The 26,302-nt window shown below is 34.5% G+C and carries 20 protein-coding genes; all 20 read right to left on the reverse strand.

Annotation, left to right across the window (positions count from 1 at the left end; translation table 11 throughout):
* Positions 1-387 precede the first annotated feature (387 nt).
* The 20 genes from GGR42_RS03690 to GGR42_RS03785 all read right to left on the reverse strand — a co-directional run bounded on the left by GGR42_RS03690 (position 388) and on the right by GGR42_RS03785 (position 26,196).
* The gene (locus GGR42_RS03690) at positions 388-2,583 is read right to left on the reverse strand and encodes a CBM96 family carbohydrate-binding protein (protein WP_167960969.1); all 2,196 of its coding nucleotides are present in this window, start codon (positions 2,581-2,583) and stop codon (positions 388-390) included.
* Positions 2,584-3,124: 541 nt separating this feature from the next.
* Positions 3,125-4,156, reverse strand: a complete 1,032-nt coding sequence (locus tag GGR42_RS03695) for a glycosyltransferase (RefSeq protein ID WP_167960971.1) — start codon at positions 4,154-4,156, stop codon at positions 3,125-3,127.
* A 255-nt stretch (positions 4,157-4,411) separates the two neighbouring features.
* On the reverse strand, positions 4,412-5,680 hold the full coding sequence (locus GGR42_RS03700) for an ATP-grasp domain-containing protein (RefSeq protein ID WP_167960973.1): 1,269 nt from the start codon (positions 5,678-5,680) through the stop codon (positions 4,412-4,414).
* A gap of 66 nt (positions 5,681-5,746) precedes the next feature.
* On the reverse strand, positions 5,747-6,985 hold the full coding sequence (locus tag GGR42_RS03705) for a glycosyltransferase family 2 protein (RefSeq protein WP_245201384.1): 1,239 nt from the start codon (positions 6,983-6,985) through the stop codon (positions 5,747-5,749).
* 120 nt (positions 6,986-7,105) lie between these two features.
* Complete coding sequence (locus GGR42_RS03710; RefSeq protein WP_245201385.1) at positions 7,106-7,894, reverse strand: SDR family NAD(P)-dependent oxidoreductase; 789 nt, start codon at positions 7,892-7,894, stop codon at positions 7,106-7,108.
* A gap of 141 nt (positions 7,895-8,035) precedes the next feature.
* Entirely contained in the window at positions 8,036-8,644 is a 609-nt protein-coding gene (locus tag GGR42_RS03715; RefSeq protein WP_167964335.1) for a sugar transferase, read from the reverse strand.
* Positions 8,644-9,783, reverse strand: a complete 1,140-nt coding sequence (locus tag GGR42_RS03720; protein WP_167960975.1) for a glycosyltransferase family 4 protein — start codon at positions 9,781-9,783, stop codon at positions 8,644-8,646. The genes GGR42_RS03715 and GGR42_RS03720 overlap by 1 nt, the downstream gene beginning before the upstream one ends.
* 30 nt (positions 9,784-9,813) lie before the next feature.
* Positions 9,814-10,935, reverse strand: coding sequence for a glycosyltransferase (locus GGR42_RS03725; protein WP_167960977.1), 1,122 nt, complete (start codon positions 10,933-10,935; stop codon positions 9,814-9,816).
* A gap of 20 nt (positions 10,936-10,955) precedes the next feature.
* Positions 10,956-12,041, reverse strand: coding sequence for a glycosyltransferase (locus tag GGR42_RS03730; RefSeq protein WP_167960979.1), 1,086 nt, complete (start codon positions 12,039-12,041; stop codon positions 10,956-10,958).
* 23 nt (positions 12,042-12,064) lie between these two features.
* Positions 12,065-12,223: a hypothetical protein gene (locus GGR42_RS03735; protein WP_167960981.1), complete on the reverse strand. Its 159-nt coding sequence runs from the start codon at positions 12,221-12,223 to the stop codon at positions 12,065-12,067.
* A gap of 28 nt (positions 12,224-12,251) precedes the next feature.
* Entirely contained in the window at positions 12,252-13,553 is a 1,302-nt protein-coding gene (locus GGR42_RS03740) for an O-antigen ligase family protein (protein WP_167960983.1), read from the reverse strand.
* Entirely contained in the window at positions 13,543-15,084 is a 1,542-nt protein-coding gene (locus GGR42_RS03745) for a lipopolysaccharide biosynthesis protein (RefSeq protein ID WP_167960985.1), read from the reverse strand. Before GGR42_RS03745 ends, GGR42_RS03740 begins: the two co-directional genes overlap by 11 nt.
* Before the next feature lie 590 nt (positions 15,085-15,674).
* Positions 15,675-16,850, reverse strand: a complete 1,176-nt coding sequence (locus GGR42_RS03750) for an OmpA family protein (RefSeq protein WP_167960987.1) — start codon at positions 16,848-16,850, stop codon at positions 15,675-15,677.
* Positions 16,851-17,071: 221 nt separating this feature from the next.
* Positions 17,072-18,217 carry an N-acetyl-alpha-D-glucosaminyl L-malate synthase BshA gene (gene bshA / locus GGR42_RS03755; protein WP_167960989.1) on the reverse strand — a complete coding sequence of 382 codons (1,146 nt, stop codon included), beginning with the start codon at positions 18,215-18,217 and terminating at the stop codon, positions 17,072-17,074.
* A gap of 74 nt (positions 18,218-18,291) precedes the next feature.
* Positions 18,292-21,204, reverse strand: a complete 2,913-nt coding sequence (locus GGR42_RS03760; RefSeq protein WP_167960991.1) for a glycoside hydrolase family 3 N-terminal domain-containing protein — start codon at positions 21,202-21,204, stop codon at positions 18,292-18,294.
* Positions 21,205-21,306: 102 nt separating this feature from the next.
* Entirely contained in the window at positions 21,307-21,789 is a 483-nt protein-coding gene (locus tag GGR42_RS03765) for an ABC transporter ATPase (protein ID WP_167960993.1), read from the reverse strand.
* Between the two features lie 2 nt (positions 21,790-21,791).
* On the reverse strand, positions 21,792-22,583 hold the full coding sequence (locus tag GGR42_RS03770) for a (Fe-S)-binding protein (RefSeq protein ID WP_167960995.1): 792 nt from the start codon (positions 22,581-22,583) through the stop codon (positions 21,792-21,794).
* Positions 22,584-22,597: 14 nt separating this feature from the next.
* Entirely contained in the window at positions 22,598-23,923 is a 1,326-nt protein-coding gene (locus tag GGR42_RS03775; protein ID WP_167960997.1) for a (Fe-S)-binding protein, read from the reverse strand.
* A gap of 3 nt (positions 23,924-23,926) precedes the next feature.
* Positions 23,927-24,886 carry an MlaD family protein gene (locus tag GGR42_RS03780; protein ID WP_167960999.1) on the reverse strand — a complete coding sequence of 320 codons (960 nt, stop codon included), beginning with the start codon at positions 24,884-24,886 and terminating at the stop codon, positions 23,927-23,929.
* 56 nt (positions 24,887-24,942) lie between these two features.
* Positions 24,943-26,196 (reverse strand): N-acetylmuramoyl-L-alanine amidase family protein, encoded by a 1,254-nt coding sequence (locus GGR42_RS03785; RefSeq protein WP_394352747.1) that lies wholly within the window; start codon positions 26,194-26,196, stop codon positions 24,943-24,945.
* Positions 26,197-26,302 lie beyond the last annotated feature (106 nt).

The raw sequence follows: 26,302 nt of genomic DNA on the forward strand, positions 1-26,302 counted from the left end.
ATTCTAAAGTACCTAGTAAGAGTTTTTGAAAGAATAAATGTTTTGTATATTACAAATTAAAATGTTTACTAAGACCTTCAAAATAGGACCTAAAAACTCCCTTAAGCATGTTATTTTGTCATTTTAATATACAAAAAAAACTTACTTTCTTAAAAACAACCACCTAAATCCAAAGTTTGAAAATGTCTTTTTCAAACTTTTATTAAACTGCCTGCCTATATCAAAAACCAAACTCTTTTAATGAAGGTCAATACATTGATTTTTTTTAATCAATCTTGTTTCACACTATTTCGACCAAACTGAAATATTAATGATTTTTTTATTATTAATACTTTAATAGAAGACTTAAATTCTTTATTTTACCAAAAGAAAGGAAAGGTAAAACAATTAGTCGTTAATATTTAGATTATTAGTGCCATCGATCATTGTCTCAAACCCTCCTGCATAGTATTCAGCACATATTTCTAGATTCGTATAACCAGCGTTATTTGTAACAGCATAACCTTCAGAAAATGACCAGTCTACATGAGCCATTAACATGTCATTTGGGTTATTAGGATTAAGGTGCGTGTGCTGATTTTCAAACCAGTCAGGCATGTAGTCTCCATCTGTGTCTGTATAAATTGATGTGCCTGGAAAACTACTTTGTGTCCATGAGCCAATTGATCTATACGAACTTTCTGTACCATTGTTCTTGGTTTTTGAAAAGTACGAGTTATCTAAATCGTCAGAACCATAATAAGGTGTGCCATCTTTGTTAATACCTCTATTATGACCAACACTGGCCATTACCTTTCGAGGAACATCCATTGCATCCCAATAACCCTCTGGCGGTGGATTAAAAGAGAATTGCTGGGTGGTGGTAAAAAATTGAGTTGGAACAGGCCCGTTCTCCTTTATTGAGACACCATGGAGGCTATTTGATGATGATTTAAACCAAGTATAAAGGTCAGATTGTAAATTACTGGAATTATCTACGTTAATTCCTTCAGTTATGTTGAAAGCAGAATAAATTCGAGGTTCATCACCATTCCAATCTCCACCATAATTTAGCTTATTGCCTCTTCTATGCATTCCACTTAAGCCACGAGTTACATTTCCCTGTTTATTATAATTCCTATGATAATCTACATTAGGAGTTATATTATAACGAGACAATCTTGCCGACCAATTTACAATGAAATTGTTATAATTTTCAAAATCGCCATTGGCATTCAAATTTGGGAATCTGTGCGAAATATTATAGGTCATATTTCTTGACCATGTATGGTCCCCAATATCTGTTGTTGCCGGCGTATCACCTTGTTTGTTCATAATAGATGCAGTACTATGGTCTGGATCGGCCTCTGCCAACAAGTTATAAACAAAAGAAGAACGATTTAAAGATGCATTACCCCCTTGAGAATGGGTATTGATATTTAGTGTCCATGTTTGATCAAGTCCATATCTTAAACTGCAGTGATCAACATAATTACTTGTTTCATTTTCAATTTGCAAATAATTGAGTGCATCAAAACAGTCGACATTGACTGTACATGGCTTTCCTAAATCAGATTGAAGAGTCAAAAACCTGAATATGAGATTTCCTGCCCTTGTAAATGTCATTCTAGGATGGCTTACCGTCAACCCTAACCCTGGTGCCATTTGCCCCCAAACTGCAATATCACCACTAGAAGTATCGTATTCAGCATATGCATTCGAATCTTCCACTCTACCTTCCACTTTTATTATAACAATACGCGAACCACTTGCTTCAAACGCTTCTCTAAAAGAACCTGGGCCCGAAGTGTTTAAGTTGGTCACCTCATAAAATTTAGCAGCTTTGGGATTAACCCTTGCAAAGGCCCCTGCTCCAATAGCAGAAGGAAAAGCCTTTAATGTATTTAGCGTTATTACATTATCAATACTTATAGAATCATCTTTATTCTCATCTTCATTGTCATTACTTTGTTGGGAATCACCATTTATCTTACCTATATACTCAACAACAAGTTTAGGACCTGGGTTATCAGTGCTTTCTTTGGAGGCTATTGAAATATCGTCTCCCGATTTAATGTTCAAAACAATAGACATTATGGAGGGGGTCAACCCTTCACTTTCCAAAATTACTTTTTGACTACGACCAACCTCATATTCACTGTCAATTTCACCAAGCAACTCTCCTTTTTCTGGAGCATTTTCAAATGTCAAATCCTCCTCAGTCCAATCATTCCCCAACCCTTCAAAAGCTTCTAAATGACCATAACCTTCATCTGAATCAGTAGTGAATTCAAGATATGCTCCAGTTATTGTCCCTTCGATTGATGACAAATCAAATTTTAAGTAAGTAGTTCTTGTATTGGCTTCAACACGCACAGTATTTTCATTATAACCCTTGCCATCTTGTAGATAGGCATCATCAATAGCATTTAATATTATTGTAGACTCTTCAACTTCAGAATCTTCTTCATCTACAGATAAAGAACCTGATTTATTTAAAACTATTTCTGCTAATAAATCCGAGTCTTTCTGACATGAACAAAAAAACAAAAAGATAACTAAAATAAAAGATATAATAAACGTAGAATTGGGGTTACGCTTCATAAGCTAGGTTTAATAAAGAATAATTCAAGATTTAGTATGCAATATTAAATCAAAAACGTAAAAAATCGATAAGAAGTTGTTTTTTTTCGATGAAATACATTGTTTTCGTTTTTTGCTATTTCACCTAATAACAATATTTACTTAACTTCTCTTAGATAAATTTTTAAGATGTTTGACTTTACTACGGAAGTACGTGGTTCATTCTAACCTTGGACTATTAAGTTAGTGCTTTTAACATTATTTTAGGATATTCATCCTTTTGGTTTGTCCTAAATAAAAAATGCTATTCTTTGCAATTTAATTATTTAAAAGGTTGTTTTAAAAAAATCGACAAACATAGAAAAAAAGACCTAGGTAATCATCCTATGAAAAAGAAGTCCATATTGACTTTTATGACTTAATAAATTTGACCATAGGGTTAGAAAAAAGGCAAAAGCCTACTTTGGCATCTCCTTCTATTAATTTTAGGTCCACGAAAGAAACTCATGTAAAGTATAAACAAACACTGACAACTCGAAGAAGTATTCATAATACTATTCTATCAAGAGGGAACAGCCCGCATGAGTACCATACCTAAAAAAAGACAAGTTTTATTGTTGAAAATTGGCACAAAAAAATTATTATAAAAACGGCGGGTATTGCCTTCTCCAATACCACCAATCTTGGGGTCGATTGGATATGCTTCATAGGTATTTAACCTGGATAGTATTTTTTTTAAATCTTTAAAACTAAGAAGGCGATATTTCAACGTTCTTATGAGAAGTGCGAAAACAAAGGCCTGTTGTCTACCCCTAAGGCTTTTCACTACTTTGTTATAATCCACATGAGAACTGTCAAGATCTTTTATTAATCCGTGGAAGTGTTCAATGGCATTGACCATACCATGAATGAACTTCAGGTTATGCGCTCGGTCCTTACTGGTCACAATTGAATTTTCAACTACAATGTACCGATGAACATCTATATCAACCTTGGCCATTCTATGGGCCGTTATAAAGAGACTGGCTGTAAAAATGGCATCTTCATATAATGTGCCTTCAATAAATCTTACTCCAGCATCTACCAAAAGGCTCCTCTTGACGATATATCTCCATGCTTCATTTCTAAAACCGTATTCCGCAACATAACTGATGCCGTCCATTACAAGAACAGGAAGGTCTTGAGGATTTTGTGTCAAAGAATCAAAATCAAGGGCTGCACTTTCTGCTATTTGCTTGGTATCGAACTCCAATATTTCAAGGTCATTCTCTACGGCTAATGCTATAATCAATCTCAAGACGTTAGTGGCCAAATAATCATCAGCGTCCAAAAAATAAACATAATCTCCATTGGCTGCGGCCAAACATTTATTTCTTGCAACACTTGGTCCCTGGTTTTGTTGCCTAATTAATTGAATATTTGAATGTTTTTCTGCATATTCATCTACAATTGCTGCGCCTGAATCTTTTGAACCATCATCAACAATTATAATTTCGTATTCATTATTTGACAGGCCTTGGTCAAGAAGACTTTTGAAACAGCGTTCAATATATTTCTCCTTATTGTACAGAGGAATTAGTATACTTAATTTCATTACGTTCTTTATTGACTTGTACTATTATTTTTTAATGATTACTGAAAAACATATTTATTTGAATGGTTCCAAAGTAAAAATGAAACTATATTAACATTTCAAACTCTGTTTTACCTCCCATAAAATCAGCATAAAACTAGGGCATCCTCCTGTTAAGGCAAATAAAATTGATTTAGTACAGTTTTATTGGATAAAATACTTCTATACCGAGAATACAACTAGATGAAAGCATTTCAACTTAATCGCTTTTCTACATCAATAATCGTCTTCATTGAAAGGCTTTAGCCATTCCAAAATCATGTTTTCTCCATGGGTATCATAAACCTTCAATAAACTTTTAAATTCATTGATTTTGATATTGACTTCGGGAATACTATTAGCCACCACATAAATTCTGGAATACACCTGTCTTTCAGTTCCAAGCCATTCCTTTTGAACGTTATCTGCCTCTTTAAATCGTTCCAAAACAAAAACTGTATTTGGATCAGCCTTTATCTCGTCCATACCTTGAATGGAACCAATCTCTCCACCGGTCAACAGTATCCATATGGTACAGGCCACCCTTCCTTTGAACCAATAGTCATTTTTCTCGGCAAAATCATCCTCCCCCAAAACTCCTGTAAACGCATAATTTACCAACATTTCCCTATGATCAAATCCATTGATATGGTTAATGTGGATGTGAGGTGCTTCACCTTGTAATCTAAATCCTGGGTCATAGGCATAGACAATACCGTTTTCGACAAAAAACTGAATATTAAGTACCCCATTTTGTATTTTCAACCCTTTGAAGAGCTCACACAACTTTGGGTGGACTTGTTCTATAAACAGATTAGAGTGTTTGGAAGGATAAACAGCTCCTATACAAACTGGACTGGCATCGCCCTGCTTTTTTGTGGTAATTCTGTCCGATATGGCGGAAATATAGGGAACGCCGTTTCTAAAGGTATAGTAGGCCGCCATATCATCACAGTCCATATATTTCTCTACTAAAACCACACCTTTTTTGGAAAACTTCAATGCAGTTTTAATCGATTCCATATAATCCTTTGCATCACGGCAGATTTTCATACCTACACCACCTCCGCTGTCTACGGGTTTAATCATTAAAGGGTAGTCGAGATTCTCTGGTTTATCAATGTTTGTTTCGTTCAGATAAATTCCCGGTATATCCTGTATGTTATAGTCAAGGCAATATTTTTTAAAGCCATCCTTGCTACAAAAGGCTTCCACAGCTTCCTTGGTTGCATAACAATGCATATTGAGTTTTTCACAAATCTCTTGGTAAGGCTTTACTAAAATATCTGCCACCCCCACCAGTACTGCATCAACATCAAGATTTTTGGCCAGCTGGACTATTGCGTCAACATCAAAACCATCTATATCATGAGCCTCAGAGGCATTTTTTTTTGCTGGTGCATTGGGGTTTGGATCAATTACAATGGTATAAATACCCAGAGAGACGGCAACATCCACCAAAATGCCTGTTTCAGGATTTCCCCCTAATATTATAAGTTTTTTCATATTTCAAGTTATTATAACATTTTACTATTTTAATGTCAAGGCCATTTCTAATTCAATGACTCGTTATTAATTTTTAAATTCAAATTGATCATTAAAACCTAAATTTATTAATAATTGTTTGATATCCTTTTCATCGGTGTTTATTTCTACTATTTTGCTTTTATCAATCCCCATGAGCCCAAGTTCCTCCTTAATTGCTTTGTAATTTGTTGGGTTGATGGTTGCTATGATTAAATCATCAAATTCATTATTGCTTACTACGCTAATTGGTCTGACATGATTTCCGTCAATATCCAATGGGTGATAGTCAAGGTCTATCCATTTAATAATTTCGAAAAAGTTGGATTTGGCATTGGTAGATAAAATATGTTGTCCAAAAGAACCAGAGCTATAGACAACCACTTTTGACCTAGCTGCAACATTCAAAAAAGGATTAAAAATCAGATTTCCGTCAGCATTAAAAATCAAACCTCCGGAACGAACCAGAATTTGAGAATATAAATAGTAACTAATCTGTTTGTTTAAATTTTCCTCATTTAGAACATTAGTAAGTTTTGATTTTAGGAAACTCATTAACAATCCTAGTCTAAAATATTCTATTTGTGGATCTTCAATAGATTTCACTATAGAATCATGTCGTTGTCTGTAATAATAAATTGGAATTTTGCTTATGGTTATTTTTTTAGAAATCGATAGGTAGACATAGGTTATTGCAGCATCCTCTCCCATGATTATTTCATTGGGTACGTCATATAGAACTTCACTCAACAGTGACTTTTTAAATAATTTATTCCAAACATATGTTGATATACCATGTTCACAGAAATGGCCATTATATATAGCATTTGGAAGTATTGTTGATTGCAATTCATCGTAATCGTAATTACCCACGAATTTTGATTTTACCGTTTCTATTTTCCCATCGAATTCTCTGAAATAACCAGTAACGACAAGATCTGAATTATTTGCCTCGGCAAGTTTATGTAAAATGTCCAAATAAAATTTATCTACCCAATCATCGCCGTCAACGAATGAAACATATTTTCCCTCAGCATTTTCTAACCCAGCTTTCCTTGCACTTAAGAGCCCCCCGTTTTCCTTATGAACAACTTTTATTCTAGAATCTAGTCTTGCATAATCATCACAAATTTTTGGACAACCGTCAGGACTTCCATCATCTACCAAAATTAATTCGAAGTCCGAAAAAGATTGATCTAAAAGACTATCAATACATTTTGGCAAATACTTTTCAATGCGAAAAATTGGTACAATAACACTTATTTCTACAGTATTCAATTGGTTCATAGTAATTTTAATTCAAGTATAAAACAAACCTCTACCCTAAATATTGTTTTCTTAACCAAAAACAGTGCTTTCTACAAGTTCAGTGTATGAATAAAAAACTAAAGATGAAATCATACCATGTTATATATATTCCCCTCCTGTGATTCTTATTAATGAGCCTGTTGTCATAGCTGATTCGTCAGAAATAAAATACATCACCGCAGGTATTGGGTCTGAAGTATTAAGCATTCTACCCATAGGAATTATTGTTGAGGCTTTTTCCTTTAATTTTTTAGCACTAATGCCTTCTTTGGTTCGTAGCTCAAGTTCTCCCTCGGTATTTGTCCAACCCATAACCAAATAATTTGATCTTATCCCATATTTCGCATAATGATGGGCAATGTGGTTGGAAAGTGTATACAGACTACTTTTCGTGAGTGCATATGGAGCCCTATTCATTTCACCATAATCCATATGTGCAGATCCAAAAAAAATGATAGAGCCAGATTTGTTGTCAATCATGGATTTTAATACATGTTTCAATAAAAAGAATGGTGCTTTAAGGTTGATATTGAATACACTGTCGTAGACATCTTCTTCTGTATTAGTAATGGATGAAACCGGAGTAATTCCTGCATACAAAACCAAAGCATCTATTTTTTTAAATCTTTTTATGGTTTGCTTGTAAAAATCTTTAATTCCTTCGATACTCTCCAAGTTTAGTTTATGAAAATACAGCTGACTTTCTGACTTTGTAGATTTAATGATTTTCTCACCTTCTTCCAAACTTCGGCCACAAAATGATACGTTATAGCCCTTATTCAAACAGGAGCTAAGTATTTCCTTACCAACCCCCTTAGATCCTCCCAAAATCATTATAGTTTTCATGGTAATATCTGCTTTCCTTATTATGTAATTATCTACTTTCAAATCTAAGAATTAATTTCTATGACCTTGTTTTTAATCTATTAAGTTATATAAACTTTCTTTGAACCGTAAGTATAAATCATTTTGGTTCTATTTTAATAAAAAAGATTTGTTATAATAGTAATTTCGTGTAAAATTAATTTACTAGCCTTTGGTTCCCATAAACCGCTCCATGGTTTGGTCTTCGCTTGCGGATATTCCATCTCTTTGCAATACCTTTTGGACTGTTTTGATTAAAATTTTTAAATCGGTGACAAAACTAATATTGCTAACATACCAGACATCCAAAGAAAATTTCTCTTCCCAGCTTATGGCATTGCGGCCATTTACTTGTGCCCAGCCAGTAATTCCAGGTTTTACATTATGGCGTTTGGCCTGTTCGGAGTTGTATAGTGGAAGATACGCCACTAATAAGGGCCTTGGTCCCACAATGGACATTTCTCCTTTAAGTACATTGACAAGCTGTAAAAGCTCATCCAATGATACCCCACGAACAAATTTGCCAACTTTAGTAATACGTTGCATGTCTGGAAGAAGATTTCCTTGCTCATCTTTTTTATCGTTCATGGTCTTGAACTTGATAATGGTAAAGATTTTCTCATTTTTTCCTGGTCTCCTTTGAAAGAAAAAAGGTTTTCCATTATTTGATAATGCAAGTAATACGGTCAATACCAAAATAATCGGAGATAGCACTAGTAATGCAACCAAAGAGACCGAAAAATCTATTCCTCTCTTTATGAACCTTGAATATATCATTTTTTATTCTGATTAATAATTTTCAATAAGTCAGTATTTACCAAATGGACATCAAACTTCTGTTCGGCGAGCTTTCTACTTTCCCTTCCCATTTCCTCAATTTTTTCAGGATTATCCAAAAAGAAATTTACGGCCTCTATAAGTGGGTCTAATTCTTTTGGAGGAATTAAAAAGCCATTCCTCCCCTCAATGACGGTTTCTCTACATCCGGGTGTGACAGTAGTTATTATGGGCATACCCACTGACAAGGCTTCTAGAATAGATCTTGGGACCCCTTCCCTATAGTAAGTTGGCAATACAAATATATCTCCTCCGTATAAAAAAGGCCTAACATCTTCCTGCCTACCATAGTAAATAATTACACCTTCCTCATGCAGTTTTTTTAATCTTGATGCCAGGAAAGTCAAATCCTCAGGCGGGCTACCTACCACATGGAAATTTGCGTTTCCATTTTTTTTATGGACAGACAAAGCAGTGTCAAGAAACAGTTCTATTCCCTTTTCTACCATCAATCGGCCAATTAAAATAAAGTTTACAGCTCCACCTTGATTGAATTCATTACTTTTTTTGAACCTAAATCTCTCAAGGTTTATTCCTGAACCATTTACCACATAGGATTTTTTGTTTTTTGGCAGGATATGTTGTTTCAAAAAAAGATTTTGGTCATCCACATTTTGAAAAATGGCAACATTGTTTTTTCTTAGCGATAGTTTGTACAAAATCCTGGAAATTTGCCCCAAAAATCTAGCTTTAAATGAAACTCCACTAAAAGTAAAGCCAAGCCCTGTAATGAGAGAAAAAGTCTTGATATTTAATTGTTGAGCCGCAAAAGAGCCATAAATGACAGGTTTTATAGTATAGGCGAACACAAAATCTATCTCTAACTCTTTCATTATTTTTTTAAGTTCCCCTACACTTTTAAAATCTTTGAAGGGGTTTAGCCCTTTCCTTTGTAGATTAAATTCCACAGGATGTGCACCCATAGCTTTGATTTTTTTAATACTGTCATCATAGAAATCAGGAGCGGCACACCAAACTTCATAGCCATTTTGTATCAGCTCTTCAATAAAGTCTTTTCTGAAGTTTAGTAAGGAATAGGAAACAGAACAAATAATTAAAATTCTTGGCTTTATCATTGATTGTGAATAGTTTATTGTTTCGTACTTCTAAATGACATTCTTATAGAGTTGTAAATACCCGGTGACCATATCCTGAATATCAAAATTTTTAGATCTTTCCATACATTTAGTAACAACTTCACTATAAGCACCTTCATCTTCCAATATTTTGGTTACGCTCATGGCCAAAGATTCATAATCTCCTTTATGAAATAGGATTCCATGTCCTTGAACCACTTCCGTAAGGCCTGGTACATCAGAAGCTATAAAGGGCTTTCCTGAAGCAAGTCCCTCAACACAAGAAAGGGAAAGACCTTCGAAATTTGAAGAAAGAACAACTACATCAACAGTCTTTAAAAGTCTTGGAACATCACCGCGAAGACCATAGAAGTGAACCCTTTCTGATAGATTTAAAGAACTGACCAGTTTTTCGTTATCCTTTTTTGATGGACCATCACCCACCAGAATAAGATGTGTTGTCTTAGGAAGATGCTTTAAACTTTGAATCAGTGTTTTTTGATCTTTTTGAGGAGTAAAACTGGATACTTGCATCAAAATATTTGTGCTTTCATTAAAACCTAATTCAGTTTTACTATAGGGTTGTGCCATACCTACTTCTTTTAAATCAATCCCGTTATTGATTTGGAATACTTTTTCTTTTTGTTTCCCAAGATGTTCTCTCAGATTTTTATGCACTGCGTCTGAGATGGAAATGATTTTTGTGTAGCGTTTATATATGATTTTATCTATGTATTTCAACAGGGGATGGTCTCTTCTTCGATTTGTGGTGTTGTGTTCAGTATAGAAAAGTTTTGCCGGGACTTTGCCTAAAAAACTTGCAAAACCCACCCAGTAAAAGGAAGGAAACAGGTGTACATGAACAATGTCATATTGATTCAGTAATTTTCTTAATTTAAAAATGTGCCATGGGCTGTACATATCTTTTCCTTCACCCAAAACATGGATTTTTATATCAGGACGAATTTTTATCAAACGTTCCATGAATTTGGTTTGCTGGCCATTCAGTAGAGCCAACTCAACATCTACACCTTGTTTAAGATAGGCAATGCATAAATCTGTGAGCAGTTTTTCCGCACCACCTGAACTCAAAGAATTAATTACCTGTAAAACCTTCATTATATTGGATTTCTCTACTACATTATGTAGCAAAACAGATTATTTTATGATTTTTACTTTTTCCCGAGGGAAGTCAATCCAAGAAACAACTTTTCATAACTTTCCAAAATTTTTTCTTCTGAATATCTTGAATAGACCGATTCTCGTATCGCACTTGGGTTCCAGTCTTGACATATCGATAATTCCAATTTTTCCAAAAAATCTGAATGATTTTGTGCTATATATCCATTTTGTCCCGGTATAATTATTTCGTTTATTCCACCAGGTGCATTAAATACTACTGCCGGTGTTCCCGTTGCACAACTTTCTAATAGGGCATTTGGGAAACCTTCAACATAAGACCCTTGGAGATATACATCGTTCTCTGCCAAATAATCATTTATTTTATCAGTGTGTGAAATGAATGTGATTTTTTTAGTTAACCCGAGTTCATCAATCAAATTGATTAGAGTCTCCTTATAGTCCCCAGAACCAATAATGGTATAATGAAAAGGTTTATTAAACTCGGCTAACGCCCTTAAGACTCTCTGAAATCCTTTCCGTTCCGTCAATCTGCCGATGGTTATAAACTTCAATAATTTGTCTTTGGCAAAAGCGCGTTTTTTTAATTTGAATTTTGAGGTTACCGGATTGTTGATGACCACCATTTTTGACATTGGAAGGTCAAAGTTAGCAATTAAATCAATTTTCATGTCATTGGATTGACATATGATTTTATCTTGGGATTTCAATCCCCAACGATACACCATTGCCGGTTTTTCATTTCCAGTTTCCTCACTTTCCATGCTAAAGCTGGATATGGTAGTTTCCCTAGCCACAAATTTTGTTCTAGGAAAAAAAAGTCCAATAAGGCCCATTACAGTATTTAAATGGCCCATAGAACCGATTACGATTTCTGGTCTACTCTTGACCAGGTGTTTTATTATTGCGGGTACAGCATGCTTTACACGGCTTTTGTTTAAAAAGGTTACCGGAATATTGTCAACCTGGTATTTCTGATCTTCATTGGATCCCGTAATCAGCAAATGAGAATTAAAAATAGTAGCGTCAATATTCTCCGCCAAAAACGACATAACCCGCTCAGCGCCACCTGAACGTAATGACGGCAATATAAAAAGGACATCGATTTCTTTTCCCAATTTAAATATGTTTTACAGCTACTTTAAATACCATATTCTATGTTTTTTCTGGAATACCGCAACCACCGTATATTTTTTTCATCAAACCACTTTCCTGAACGAGCATTGGCGGAAATGGTAGTACTGTCTGTTATTTGATTTTTTATCAAGTTTACAAAGTATTGTTTTTTAGTTTGTCTCATTATCGTATTAGGTAATTTAATTAGAAAGCTAATCAAAATTTTCAGTTTTTTTCCTTGGCAAGGGTATGAGCTTTTCCGATTCAAGTCCCAACAAAATTAGAATCATCAAAAAAGGATAATCTGCACTAAGAACAATGTTATTATGAAAGCTAATATGAACGGCATAGCCTAACAGACAAAGGATAAAAAAAACTCTCATAATAGAATTCGAGTTTTTATTGTGTCCCAACAAAAATTTAATAAACAAGAAAAGCAAAAAATACCCAAGCAATGAATAATAAATACCTATGTTAATGATACCATTATGGGATGGCAGGTGTAGGATCGCACCCTCTCCATATTTATAATACATAGCTTGTTTTACAGTTTTATAGTCTTTTTTGGATACTCCAAAAGGATATGTCACAGCGGCTGTGATCCCAGTAAGCCACAAAAGCGGTCTACTGTCCGAATGCCCTTGCGAACTCAATTTAGTAAGTCTTGAGTTTTTGGGCAAAAAATATTCTTGGCCTATTACAACAGAGAGAGAGAGAACGATACCGACAACAACAATAGCTGTTTGATACAAAGGTCTTTTTCTATGGGGAACCAAAAAGAAATAACCACCAACTATTACAAGTTCTCCTAGCAGCAATGAACGGGTTTGACTGAGAGCCGAGCATATAAAAACAGCTCCAAGAACTATTATATAAAATCTCTTTTTGGTTTTGATATACATAAAAAATGCCATACAAAAACTGGTGATGGCAAAATAAGTAAATGAAATAGTTGATACGAAAGGCCCAGCCATTCTAAACCTATCGGCATGCCCGCCAGAAATATACATACTTTCATTTTCAAGACCTTGTGATATTCTACCCTCTACAGGAGTAGATAACAGTGTTCTTTTAATTTCAAGCATCTGCCCAGCAATAGGGGACAAAGGATGCTGTAACAATGAGAACAAACATATTGTGAAATGGCCTATCAATATTATGTTAACGTATTTTATGTTCTTGCGGGCGGTCAAAAAAAACAATGATGAAAAAACAATAAATGAAACACCTTTGAATAAGTCAATTATCATGTCCCTTATTTCTATTTCGTTAAGGACCAAAAAGCGTAAGTCAACTATAAACTGTAATACTATAAAAGAAACTAAAAACTTATTCCACCCTCTAAAAAACCTATTCCCCCTTAGTTCGGCTAAATAAGGTTTAAAGAGCACAAAGAAGAATAAAAATTCAAGCACCCTATCTATGCTAATAATCCCTCCCAAACGAAAGCGGATAAAAACATTGTCAAAAGCCAACAAAAGGGCAATTAATATATACGAAAATTTAAGATTCATTGGTGTTGGGAAAAAAATCTTTGAATATACCTATTCGACCCATATAATTTCTAATTTTTATAGGTAGTGAATTTGAAACTAAAGTAAACATAGGTAGATTGTTAGGCGTAAAAATGATATTTTTTTTACTCTTGAAATATAGTACAAATATGGGTAAATATACCATTGTTGTAATAGACAAGTGCATCCATTTTGATTTAATTTCAAAATAATGCAGTATAACCGTACTTAGAACGAAAATTAAATGGAATATTAAATTTTTGGATAAGTCTTTAATTAATGCAATGCCTGAAAAATCGAGGAGCTTATAAAGTCTATATGACATCTGTAAATAATTTATTATCGTGGCCAATAGTACACCAGCAGCTACTCCTGCCAAAGAATAGATATAACTGCCAATATATGTGCAAACGAACATCAAAGCTGCAAATATTAGCTGATAATATGCTCCTCTATAAACAATTCCCATTGATTTGAGGTATGATTTGTTTATTCTGGTTCCAAATCTAAAAGACAGACCCAAGATCAATAATTGCAATGGGAGTACTGCCGATTTCCATTGGTTTCCCAAGAATGAGTCGATAATAAACTCTGCGTTTATCAAAATCAATACACTTATAGGCACCAAGAATCCAAAGCATAAGGTTGTGCTAAAAGTATAAAAAGAAGACAGCTTTTTTATATTACTTTGTTTTTGAGAAAGAATTGGAAATAATACTTTATCGAAAATACTTCCAAAGAAAGTAGCAGGTATGGCATAAAGCTGAAAGGCTTTTGAATAAAAGCCCAATAAAGATGTCCCTAAAACTTTACCAACAATGATGTTATCTGCTTTCTCTCCAAAAAAATTAAATATAATTCCCAAGGTATGTCCAGAGCCAAAAAAAAATAAATCCTTTAAAGGTTGCTTTTCCAAACTTAATGAAAACTTAGGTAGTTCGTAATAAACCGTTAAACAAATAGTAATACATAGTGTGATAAATTGCCCCCAAATGAGTGACCAATAGCCAAAACCAAGATAAGCCATGGTTATTGAAACAATGCCTGAGCCAATTAGGTAGGATAGCACTCCAATTTTCACACCAACATCGAATCGAAATTTTCTACTCAAAAGAGCTCCTCCGACACTACCAAAACTTACTAAAGGAAAAAAGATTGAAAAAAACCTAAGAGCATTGATATCTTCTTGTATATTAAAAAAATCAGCAAACATTGGAGTCAAGGAATAATATATAAGCCCTAAAACAATCCCCAAAACAATAGAAAGGGTATATGCCAACGAAATATGTTTGGTCGTTAGGACAGGTAATTGAATCAGAGAACTTGCAATGCCCATCGTAGTTATCTGTTTTGTAAAACTTACTACTATCATTATTATAGCAACAACACCAAATTCTTCAGGAGTTAGTAGCCTAGATAGAATACCTATTACCAAAAGCTGTAAAACAATTTGAATAACTGAACCAGAAAAGTTCCAAAGAAAACCAACAATTCCTTGTTTGGTAAGTGATTTATTTTTTGAGCTATTCATGAAAATTGTACAGGAATCAATTATTAAATATAACGGAGGTTAAGTTATTTATTTTGTTCAATATAAAAATATGTTTGTTTGCCAAAATCAAAAGAATTTTATTTATTATATAAAATTAGTTCCCAATTGTTTTGAAAAGTGCAATAGATTTAGGGCTTTCTTATTTAGTTTTAACCAGACCATATATAAATATTTAGAATAAATACACAAAGTCAAGTTCCAAAATATAAATCATATTGATTTTTGGGTAGACATCTATTCAATACCTTTTACACTTACCCGCTTTACCCAATAAAGTTTTAATTCGATTTGGCATTGTCCATACTAGCGTTTAAAACTATTTATTTTCTGCCTAATAACTAAAGCCTTTTAGTGAAAATTTTTTGTGAATGGTCGGAAGCTTAGTATAATATATAACTTTGATTATCTTCTAGTGCAAAACATCCAGTTTTTCGTTCACTCTTACAAATTATACCAAAGCCATCTTAAGGAATTTCATACTATCTTCAATAAATATTTTGAATAGTATTTAGAAATTTAATTGATGAATAGCTGAATATTTCAGAATTCCTCTACTTTATTATTCTAATCTAATTCCACAGAATTTTGAATTCCGATCTCCTATTCAACTTATGCTTAGCTTCGGAACAATATACCCCATCATCACAATCATTGGTAAGCTGTTGTTCTCCATATGCCTCACTAGAAATTCTTTCAGAATCAATACCTCTCCCAATAATATAATCTAATGTTTTATTCAATCTTCTATCGGATAGCCATTGATTGTATCCCTCTGAACCTCTTGCATCTGTATGTGAAGTTATCTTCATATTCAAAGTAGGATACTCTTCCATAATTACAACAAGACCGTCCAATACTTTCATATAAGCATTTGTAATATAGGAAGAATTAAGATTAAAATAAACTAGGCCCAAATCCTTTATTTTTTGTTCAATCATTTCTCGTTTTTGCTTCTCTGCTTCCAATTTGGCTTTTTCTTCCGCGGCTAATTTAGCACCTTCTTTTTCTCTTAGAAGCCTTTCCGCAAGCTCGTTTGCCAATTTTTCTGCTTCTCTGGCTCCATTGATTGAATCTTGAACTCGTTGTTGTTCTTTTTCCAATTCTTTCATAAGGGCCAATTTTTCCATACCCTTTTCAGACAACCCCTTTTCTATTTCGAATTGATAAATCAATCCAGCGGCATGCTGAATGTGATTAGTGGCGCCTGTTCCCATGGACCATTTACCAGACGAACTAAAATCCAATCCAAGCCTATTTGAAAACCAAGTTCTAAAACCAATTATTGCATTGTAAGTACCTCTCGGATTATTGTTTGCATCTGTATAACCAGCTCCAATACCAACATAAGGGTCAAACCAACCAGTTTGCCCAATTATTTTATTTAAGTCATAAGAAAGTCTAGCATCCAATCCTAAATAATCCTTTTCAGAATCGTTAATATCCCCATCAATAAGCTTACCGACCTTATATTTGTTATAGGTTCCTATGGCCTCCACTCCTAAACCATTTTTAAAGTACTTTCCAATACTTAATCTTGATGGAAAGGATACCATATTCCACTGATTCTCTACTTCGAAAAGATTTCCAAAAGCATCACCAGAATCATCAACAATATTGATTCCCAGCCCAATAATCCATGAGCTTTGAACTATACTATCCTTGGAAGTTAGTTGAACATCTTGTGCTAATAAGGCTTGATTAAAAAGGCCTACAATAATAATTAGATTAAAAACTTTAGTTTTCATAATAATGATTTAGGGGTAATAGTAATATAAAAGTAAAATTATCCTGAAGTTTTGAGTGGGCAAGGGAAGTACTACAAACTGTTATAAAAATCGATATAAAACTTAATAAGTATAAAATTTACACTGACTTAATCTTATAACTTTCTTTTATCGATAAAAAGACGCAAGTTAACGTAAAGTATTGAAAATTAGATTTTTAAAATGCATTGTATTTTCCTTTTCTAACCATATGAGGCTTTTAACCTTCCCTTATAGGCCTTATCATAAATTGATTCATACAAGGGTAGAATGTTCAATATATCAAAGCTCAGGGCAGTTTTGAAGGCGCTTTCCTTAAATTTTTTCAATTCCTTGTCGTTACTTAAAATGTGTAGGGCATTTTTTGCCATATCATCTACATCACCTACATTACTTAAAAAACCAGTGATTCCATGTTTATTTACTTCTTGCAATCCACCAGAATTGGTTGAGACTACCGGCACTCTATTTATCATGGCCTCTAAAGCTGCCAAGCCAAAACTTTCTGTTTGCGAGGGCAAAAGAAACAAATCGGAAAAACAAAGGATTCTATCAATCTCATTACTATTTCCCAAAAAGACCACCCTGTTTGTAATTCCAAGTTTTTCGCACTGCAATTCGGCTTTTTCTTTTTCTGGTCCTTCTCCCACCATAATAAGTTTAGCTGGCAATTTTTCATTTATTTTATGAAAAACCTTTATTACATCTGGTATGCGCTTAACTTTTCTGAAATTACTAATATGAGTCACAATTTTTTCATCATCATTCGCCATTAATGATCTTTGACAATCTGTATATTTGGTACTATACTTTTCTTTATCGATAAAATTGGGAATAACCTCTATTTCTTTATCAATTTCAAACAACTCCAACGTACTTTTTTTAAGGTTTTCCGAAACAGACGTAACAATGTCCGATTTATTAATACTAAACGTTACAGCTGGCTTATAAAAAGGGTGATTACCAACCAAAGTAATATCTGTACCGTGCAAAGTGGTAATCATTGGAATATATATACCTTCTTCCTCCAATATTTTTTTTGCCATATATCCAGCATAAGCATGAGGAATTGCATAGTGAACATGCAAAAGCTCTATTCCAAACAATTTAATGGTATCCACAAGCTTACTGGATAAAGCCAACTCATAGGGTTGGTAATGAAACAGGGGGTATTCTGGGACATGAACTTCGTGAAAATATATTTTATTGCTCAAAAGACCCAATCTCACAGGTTGCCTGTAAGTAATAAAATGTACCTCGTGTCCTCTATCTGCAAGGGCAATTCCTAATTCTGTAGCTACTACTCCACTACCCCCAAATGTTGGGTAACATACTATTGCTATCTTCATTTTTATTATAAAATAGTTTAGTCGAAAAGTCCAAAAAACATTTCAAAAAAAGTAAACAAATATAAAACTACCAATTAATTTAGAATGGCATCATAAATAGCTCTTTGAATTCTTGTTCTTAACCCAGATTTAACTAAAAGAGTATTGGACGCTGTTGGATATGTCCTGTTAGAAAGAAAAACATAGACTATTTCTTCATCTGGGTCTGCCCATGTGTAGGTTCCTGTAAAACCACTATGTCCAAAACTTTTTCTGGATACACAACCACAGGTAGGTCCTCTTTCATGTAATTGAGGTTTATCAAAACCTACTCCCCTGCGAACATCTTTATCACAGAAATAACAATTATTGAATTTTTTGATTGTTCTATCATTTAGAAAGCGTTCCCCTCCATAATATCCACCCTGTAAATACATTTGCATAATTTTCCCCACATCATTGGCATTACTAAATAAACCAGCGTGCCCTCCTACTCCTCCTTGCATAGCTGCACCCATATCATGCACATACCCTTGCACAGTTTGATATCTATAGTAGGTGTCTTCTTCTGAAGGAACAATCTTGTTTTTTGAAAATTTGTTCAATGGGTTATATTCAGTGTTGGTGGCTCCTAAAGGTTTATATAATGATTCCTCGGTAATCTTGTCCAACCCCTTGGCATAGGTCTTCTCTATGTATTTCTTTAACACATAATACGCTACATCACTATATCTGTATCTATTAGATTTTAATTCTTGTCTTCCTATTCTATTGTAAATTGAATCCTTGTAAACATCAGCTAAATACATTCCATCAATTACCTTAATAGAAAAACCATCCATAGGGGCATTCCTATAAAATTCTGATGAAGGTTTCCTGTTTTTGTTCAATGTATCAATATAGAATGCTATCCAAGCTGGTAATCTTCCATAATGGGAAAGTGCCTTTAAAACTGTCACATTTTTTAATTCAGATTCGGCATAATCCGGAATCAACTCTTGAAATGTATTGTTCAATGCAATTTTTCCTTCCTCCTCCATTTTCATAATAGTGGGCAATGTGGCCAGTATTTTGGTCAAGGAAGCCAAATCATAAATATGCTCGGTGGTAACACTGTCTTGAGATTCATAGGTAGGTTTTCCAAAAGCTTTATTATAAATCACTTTTCCTCTTCTAGCAATTAAAACCTGAGCCCCAGGGAACATTAAAGAATCAAGACCATCCTGTACCAGTTTATCAACTACCGCTAATTCAGCAGAACTCATTCCTACCCTCTCGGGCAAACTATATCCCAACCTAGACAAAGATTTGGTTAAAATCCCTGTATTTACAGGAAAAATTGAATCAACTGTCACAGGTAGAATTCCTTTGGCAGGAATCGCCCCAAAAATAATCTCAGCTGTTTTTCGTTGTGCTATTTTACTATTTTGATAGGACATTATTAGCCCATCTATACTATCAAAGGAATCAACATCCAACAAAGCATATGGTTTTGCAAAAATTGATACAATAGTGTTAGCGCTCCTATTCTTGGAAATAGCATCCAACCAAACCAATTCTTCTGCCGAAAATTTAAAAGGCTTCCATGGACTTTCATTGCTCTTATGCAAACCTATAATCACGAGGTTATATTCAGAGAGATTCTTTTGCAGGGATGCTAAGTCATTTCCCATAATATAATCTACAGATGCATACTTGTTCAACTCCTTTAAAAAAGGTTCATGTTCCGCGTCTCCAAACTTTACATAGGCAATTTTTTTGTTGTCCAATTTTCGTATAGGTAACAAAGAAAAATTATTCTTTACTACGGTAATCGCATTTTCAATAGCTTCTTCATAGACTAAATCATCTTCAAGAGAATTTAAATCTTCATGAAGATTTTCCAAAGGAACTGGTCTATATGTATTAAGTCCTGCCTTATATTTGGCCATCAGTATTTTCTTTACTGATTCTGACAGGCGTTTTTCGGATATTCTCCCTTTTTCATAAGCGTCCAATAACTTATTCTTTGCTTTTATAACATCTATAGGCATTAACAACATATCATTACCGGCCATAAAAGCGGTAAGTTCCACTTCACCCTCTGCAGCGTAATTGGAAACTGCTTTCATATTAAGGGCATCTGTAAAAATAAGTCCTTTAAAACCCATTTCTTCCTTTAATACACCTGATATAATTTGTTCTGATAATGAGGAAGGATATCCTTCCTTTATTTCCAAGCTAGGAACACTTAAATGAGCAATCATTACACTGCTCAACCCTTCTTTTATCAATTTTTTGTAGGGATATAGTTCTATACTATCCAATCTTTCCCTCGAAAAACCAATTACGGGCAAGGCATGATGTGAATCTGTTGCCGTGTCCCCATGGCCTGGAAAATGCTTTCCTGTAGAAAGCACACCTACACTTTCCAGTCCTTTCATAAATGCAGTACCGGCTCTTGCAACAGTTTCTCTATCTTCTCCAAAAGATCGAAAACCTATAATTGGATTTTCTGGATTTATATTAATGTCTATATCCGGAGCAAAATTAATGTGTACCCCCAATCTTTTTGCATGTAAGCCAATACGCCGACCTACTTTTTTAATTATGCCGCTATCCTTAATAGATCCCAAGGTGGTATTATAAGGAAAAGCATAGGTAGAGTCTAAGCGCATGGAAAGTCCCCATTCCGCATCCAAGCCTATCAATAACGGTATTTTGGAAAGTGATTGGTACTCGTTGGTTAATTTTGCCTGTCTATAGGGACCTCCTCGCAAAAAAACAATCCCTCCAATATGCTGTTCTTGGATTAATGCTTTTATTTTTTCGGTGCTTTCCTCACTCTCATTGGAACCAATACTTACCATGAAAAGCTGACCTATTTTTTCTTCCAAGGACATAGAACTGTACTTCATATTAACCCACCCCTGTTGCATTAAACTATCCTTAGCAATCAAAGGATTGGTTTGCCCTAAAATAAAATGAAATGAAAATAAGAAAATATAAAGTAGTTGTTTGTATCTCATAAAAAACAATCTATGATAGAAACCAATAAGATGTAAAATTATTGTATTTCATCGAAAATAGCAGTAATAATGGGATTAAACAACTACATACCTCGTTAAAAATTATATAAATCTACCATGCCAACTATCTTCGGCAGGAACTTCCCAATGATGCATATACTCATGTTTATTGGTCACCAAATTGTTAAAGACAATGGTATTTTTGGATACAGATTTGTTCTTAGCCATCTTCTTGAAGTCTTTTAATGCTTTATAGGCCACATACTCCCCTTGCTTGTAAGATACATTCATTTTATCCAACAAATCAACATTATATTGTTTCTCCAAATTTTGAATAAAATGCACGGACGCGTCTATGGAACAACCTGTTGCGCTATTCAATTCCTGATCCAATGCCAAAACAATAAATCGATTATATTTAATTTCATAGCCCGCTTTTAGTTCGTTCCCATGGGCGGTCCAATCTTTAATGAATGTATCTAGACTTTGTCTTATTTCATCCAATTCAGCAGATGTAAAACTTCTGTTGGATTGGTAGATCCATATCCTGGATGTATCTGGCAGTTCTTTAAAATCTACTAGCATTTTTACAAATTTTCTGCTGTTGCAATTAATTCCGCAATGTCCATAACCTTAATTGATGCTTCTTTTTCTTTATGTTTAACACCATCTGTCATCATTGTATTGCAAAAAGGGCAACCAGCTGCAATAATTTCTGGTTTAGTTTCTAAGGCCTGCTCAGTGCGTTCCACATTTATGTCCTTGTCTCCTTTTTCTGGTTCCTTAAACATCTGTGCTCCCCCAGCTCCACAACAAAGTCCCCGTTGTTTACAGCTTCTCATTTCAACAAGCTCAGCATCCAATTTCCTAATTAACTCTCGGGGAGCTTCATATACATTATTGGCTCTACCCAAGTAACATGGGTCATGAAATGTGATTCGCTTGCCCTTGTAGGTTCCTCCCTCTAAGGTAAGTTTCCCTTCTTCCAATAATGCCTTCAAAAATTGGGTATGGTGCAAAACTTTATAATTACCCCCAAGCCCTGGATATTCGTTTTTTAACGTATTAAAACAATGTGGGCAGGTAGTTACAACCTTTTTAATTCCATAGGCGTTCATGACCTCAATATTGGTCACTGCCTGCATTTGGAACAAAAATTCATTCCCTGAACGTTTTGCAGGGTCTCCAGTACAACTTTCTTCTGTGCCTAGGACAGCAAAGCTAACATTGGTCTTATTTAATATTTTTACAAACGCTTTGGTTATTTTTTTCGCCCTATCATCAAAACTACCAGCACAACCTACCCAGAACAAAACCTCCGGTTGTTGTCCTGCTGCAAAAAGTTCTGCCATAGTAGGCACTTTTAATTCATTGCTCATAAAGTCTTCTTACGTTATGATTCTGTTTTCCAGTTAAGCCTATCCATTTGATTAAAAGGCCATGGAGCTCCATTATTTTCAATATTTCCCATCATATTATTTAAATCTGACGGGGCAGCTGACTGTTCCATTACCAAATATTGTCTGATATCCATAATAATGGACAAAGGGTCTATACTTACAGGGCAAGCTTCCACACAAGCGTTGCACGATGTACATGCCCATAATTCTTCCTTGGTTATATAATTATCCAATAACTGTTTGCCATCATCCACAAAGACTCCTTTATTACTGTCCATGTTCTTGCCAACTTCCTCTAGTCTATCCCTAGTATCCATCATTATTTTTCTAGGAGATAGTTTTTTTCCTGTCTGGTTGGCAGGACACTCACTTGTGCAGCGTCCACATTCTGTGCATGTATAGGCATTTAATAATTGTACCCAGCTTAAATCCATAACATCAGAAGCTCCAAACTTTTCGGGCATTGGGGCATCTTCCGCAGGGGCGGCAAATGGATCAGCCGATGGGTCCATCATAACCTTTACTTCTTTGGTTACTGCATCATTATTTTTAAACTGTCCCTTGGGAGTCAATTTTCCATAATAGGTATTGGGGAAAGCCAATAAAATATGAAGGTGCTTAGAATAATATAAATAATTTAGAAAACATAGAATACCTACTATATGTAACCACCAACAAACTCTTTCGATTACAATTAATGTTGACACTGAAAAGCCATCAAAAAATTCAGCAATAAATTGACTAACAGGAAAATAACCAGCTTCTACATAATGTACCGCTCCCATTTGTTGTAATTGATAATCGGCACCGTTCATAGTCAAGAAAAGAGTCATTAAGACCAACTCAAAATAAAGTATAATATTTCCATCCATTTTTGGCCAACCGCTCATTTCGGACTTAAAAAAACGTTTTAACTTTATAATGTTACGTCGCAACCAAAAAACAATAATGGCAATTATAACCAGTAAAGCAAGTATTTCAAATGAGCCTATGAGTATATCATAAAATTTTCCAAGTGGGGCAAAAATGCGGTGGGTACCCAATACTCCATCAATAATTATTTCCAACACTTCTATATTGATAATAATGAAGCCCACATAGACAATGATATGAAGTATTCCTGGAATGGGTCTAACTACCATTTTGGATTGCCCTAAAGCAATTCTGGCCATATTTTTCCATCTTGTAGGTTTATTGTCCGAGACATCAACATCCTTTCCCAACCTGATATTTCTGGAAAGCTTTTTAATATTTCTTACAAAGAAACCTATGCCAAGGGCAAGTATAAGAGTAAATAAAACATTTGGAATATATTCCATGTATTAGTTTTTTTGTGCAGGGTCGTTTTCTGGAAGTTCATACTCCTTTTGTTTTTTTCCAAAAACAGAAACGTTTACATATCGTTTAGGGTTCAACCTAAAATCCTGTAGCAATAAATCCATTTCCTTGGATGCATTGGCCAAATTATTATAAAGCTCTTCATCCTTCATTAACTTACCCAAAGAGCCATCCCCCTTTTCCATTTTGGCCAAAAGAACATCTAAACTGGCAACTGTAGATTGTAAACTTTTCATAGTTTCTCCAAGTCCGGCATTTGCCAAAGAATCTGATATTTTAGCAAAATTATCCGTAATAGAATTTACATTGGCAATTGTACTATCTAACTGTCCTTTGTTCTCGGCCAACAATCCATTTAAAGCTGTAGCACTTGTCTGAAAATTTTTCACCAGACTGTTGAGTCCGCTAATGCTTTCCCTAAGATCTCTCTTTGTCTTATCGTCCAACACATCATTTACATTCATTAGCAAAGAATCTGCGTTGGATATAGCTCCCTCTACTTTTAATTGTAAAGGTCCTAATTTTTCCTGTACCAAATCTGTTAGCCCAGGACGGATATTCGTCATTAAAGTATCACTCTTTTGAGCAGGTCTAGAACCATCGAACACCGGAATTATTTGCAATCCTTTCCCCCCGATAATCCCTGTATCATATAACTCAACTTTACTATTTTTAGCAAATTGAAAATCACTCTTAACTGTAAAAGTGACCAAAGAGTTAAAAGACTCGTCTTTAAAAACAATATTGTTCACCTTTCCAACAGTGAGCCCATTTATAGTCACGGGAGTTCCTGGTTGGAGCCCACCCACGTTGTCATAAATAGCATAAAGAGTAATGCTTTTGTCAAATATTGGGTTGGATTTTAAATAACTAAAGCCTAAGATGAACAGAAAGATGCCTACTAAGACAATAGCTCCTGTTTTAAATTCTCTGGATATTTTCAAAAGAAATTTTTTTCAGTTTCTAACAAAATTAGGCATAATTTTTAGAAGACAGCATATTATTGAGAAACGTATTTAAGTGCATCGTCCAAAGGAATTCTATTTCCATCCTTGTAAGCCACAATATAGGAAGTGGTATATCCTTTTGCATCTGCATTGGACTTTAGTAATTTGGCCTGTAAATAGGAATTTGTTTCTCCGTACATATACCTATAGAGACTATTAAAGGGTTCTTTGGTAAGTTTGTTCAATCCCCCAAAATTTTCAGGATTCAGTGGCAAGTCTTTTGAGCTGGCCAATAACTGCACTTTATACACAATATTCTCGACAGATTTTACAGTTTTCTCCTCAATTATGGGGGTATTTTCTACTGTTTTTTCTATGACTTTAGGAGTGTCCTCTATTACCTTTGGCATTTCCTTTACTACTTCTTTATCTGGAGTTCTCTCAACAATAATTTCATCAACTTTTGACTCCCCTATTGTAGGTTTTTCTTCATCTACAACAGGTGTTGAAACTGCTCCAAGATCCGTCTTAAAATCTCCCTTGTATTTAATAATGGCATTGGCAATGGCATTCCCCATTTCTTTTTGGCCATTTTTTGAGTCCAAATAAGACCCTTCTGACTTATTGGTTAAAAATCCTGTTTCTACTAAAACACTCGGCATAACAGTTTGGTGCAAAACAATAAAACCAGCTTGTTTTACTTTTCTATCTTTTCTCTTTAGCTTTTCTGTAAAATTATCTTGCATCATTTTGGCCAAGGCTATGCTTTGGTCTAAGAACTCTTCTTGCATAATGGTCAATCCAATAACCGATTCTGGTGAGTTAATGTCGTATGCCGCATATCTACTTTCATAATTATCCTCCAAATAGATTACCGAGTTTTCCTTTTTGGCAATATCAAAGTTTTGTTTATTAACATGTAATCCCAAGACAAAGGTTCCCGCTCCATGTGCATCAGATGAATGAGAATCACAATGAACCGATACAAAAAGATCTGCATTGGCCTTGTTAGCTATTTCCCCTCTAACATATAAATCAACGAAAGTATCATCCTTTCTCGTGTAAATAACTTCTATATTAGGGTTTTTCTCCAAAATGGCTCCAACTTGCAAGACTATGTTAAGCGCAATGTTTTTTTCCAGATAACCATTTCCCAAGTTTCCTGGGTCGTGCCCTCCGTGTCCTGCATCTAACACAACGACGAATTTTTCTGAACTTAATTGTTCGTCGACACTATTCTTGCTGAAAGACATTGATAAGAGTACCAATGCAATAAAACATATTCGATAAAGTTTATTCATTCTCATATTATTTCAAAACTGTTCTATAGCTTTGTCTAAGGTTAAATTTATTGTAATGTCCTACAAAGAGAACAAAAAATATATGTAAGTTTGAACTCCATAAATCGAGCCA

Origin of the sequence: Saonia flava, from assembly GCF_011927795.1 — a bacterium.
Taxonomy (GTDB): domain Bacteria; phylum Bacteroidota; class Bacteroidia; order Flavobacteriales; family Flavobacteriaceae; genus Saonia; species Saonia flava.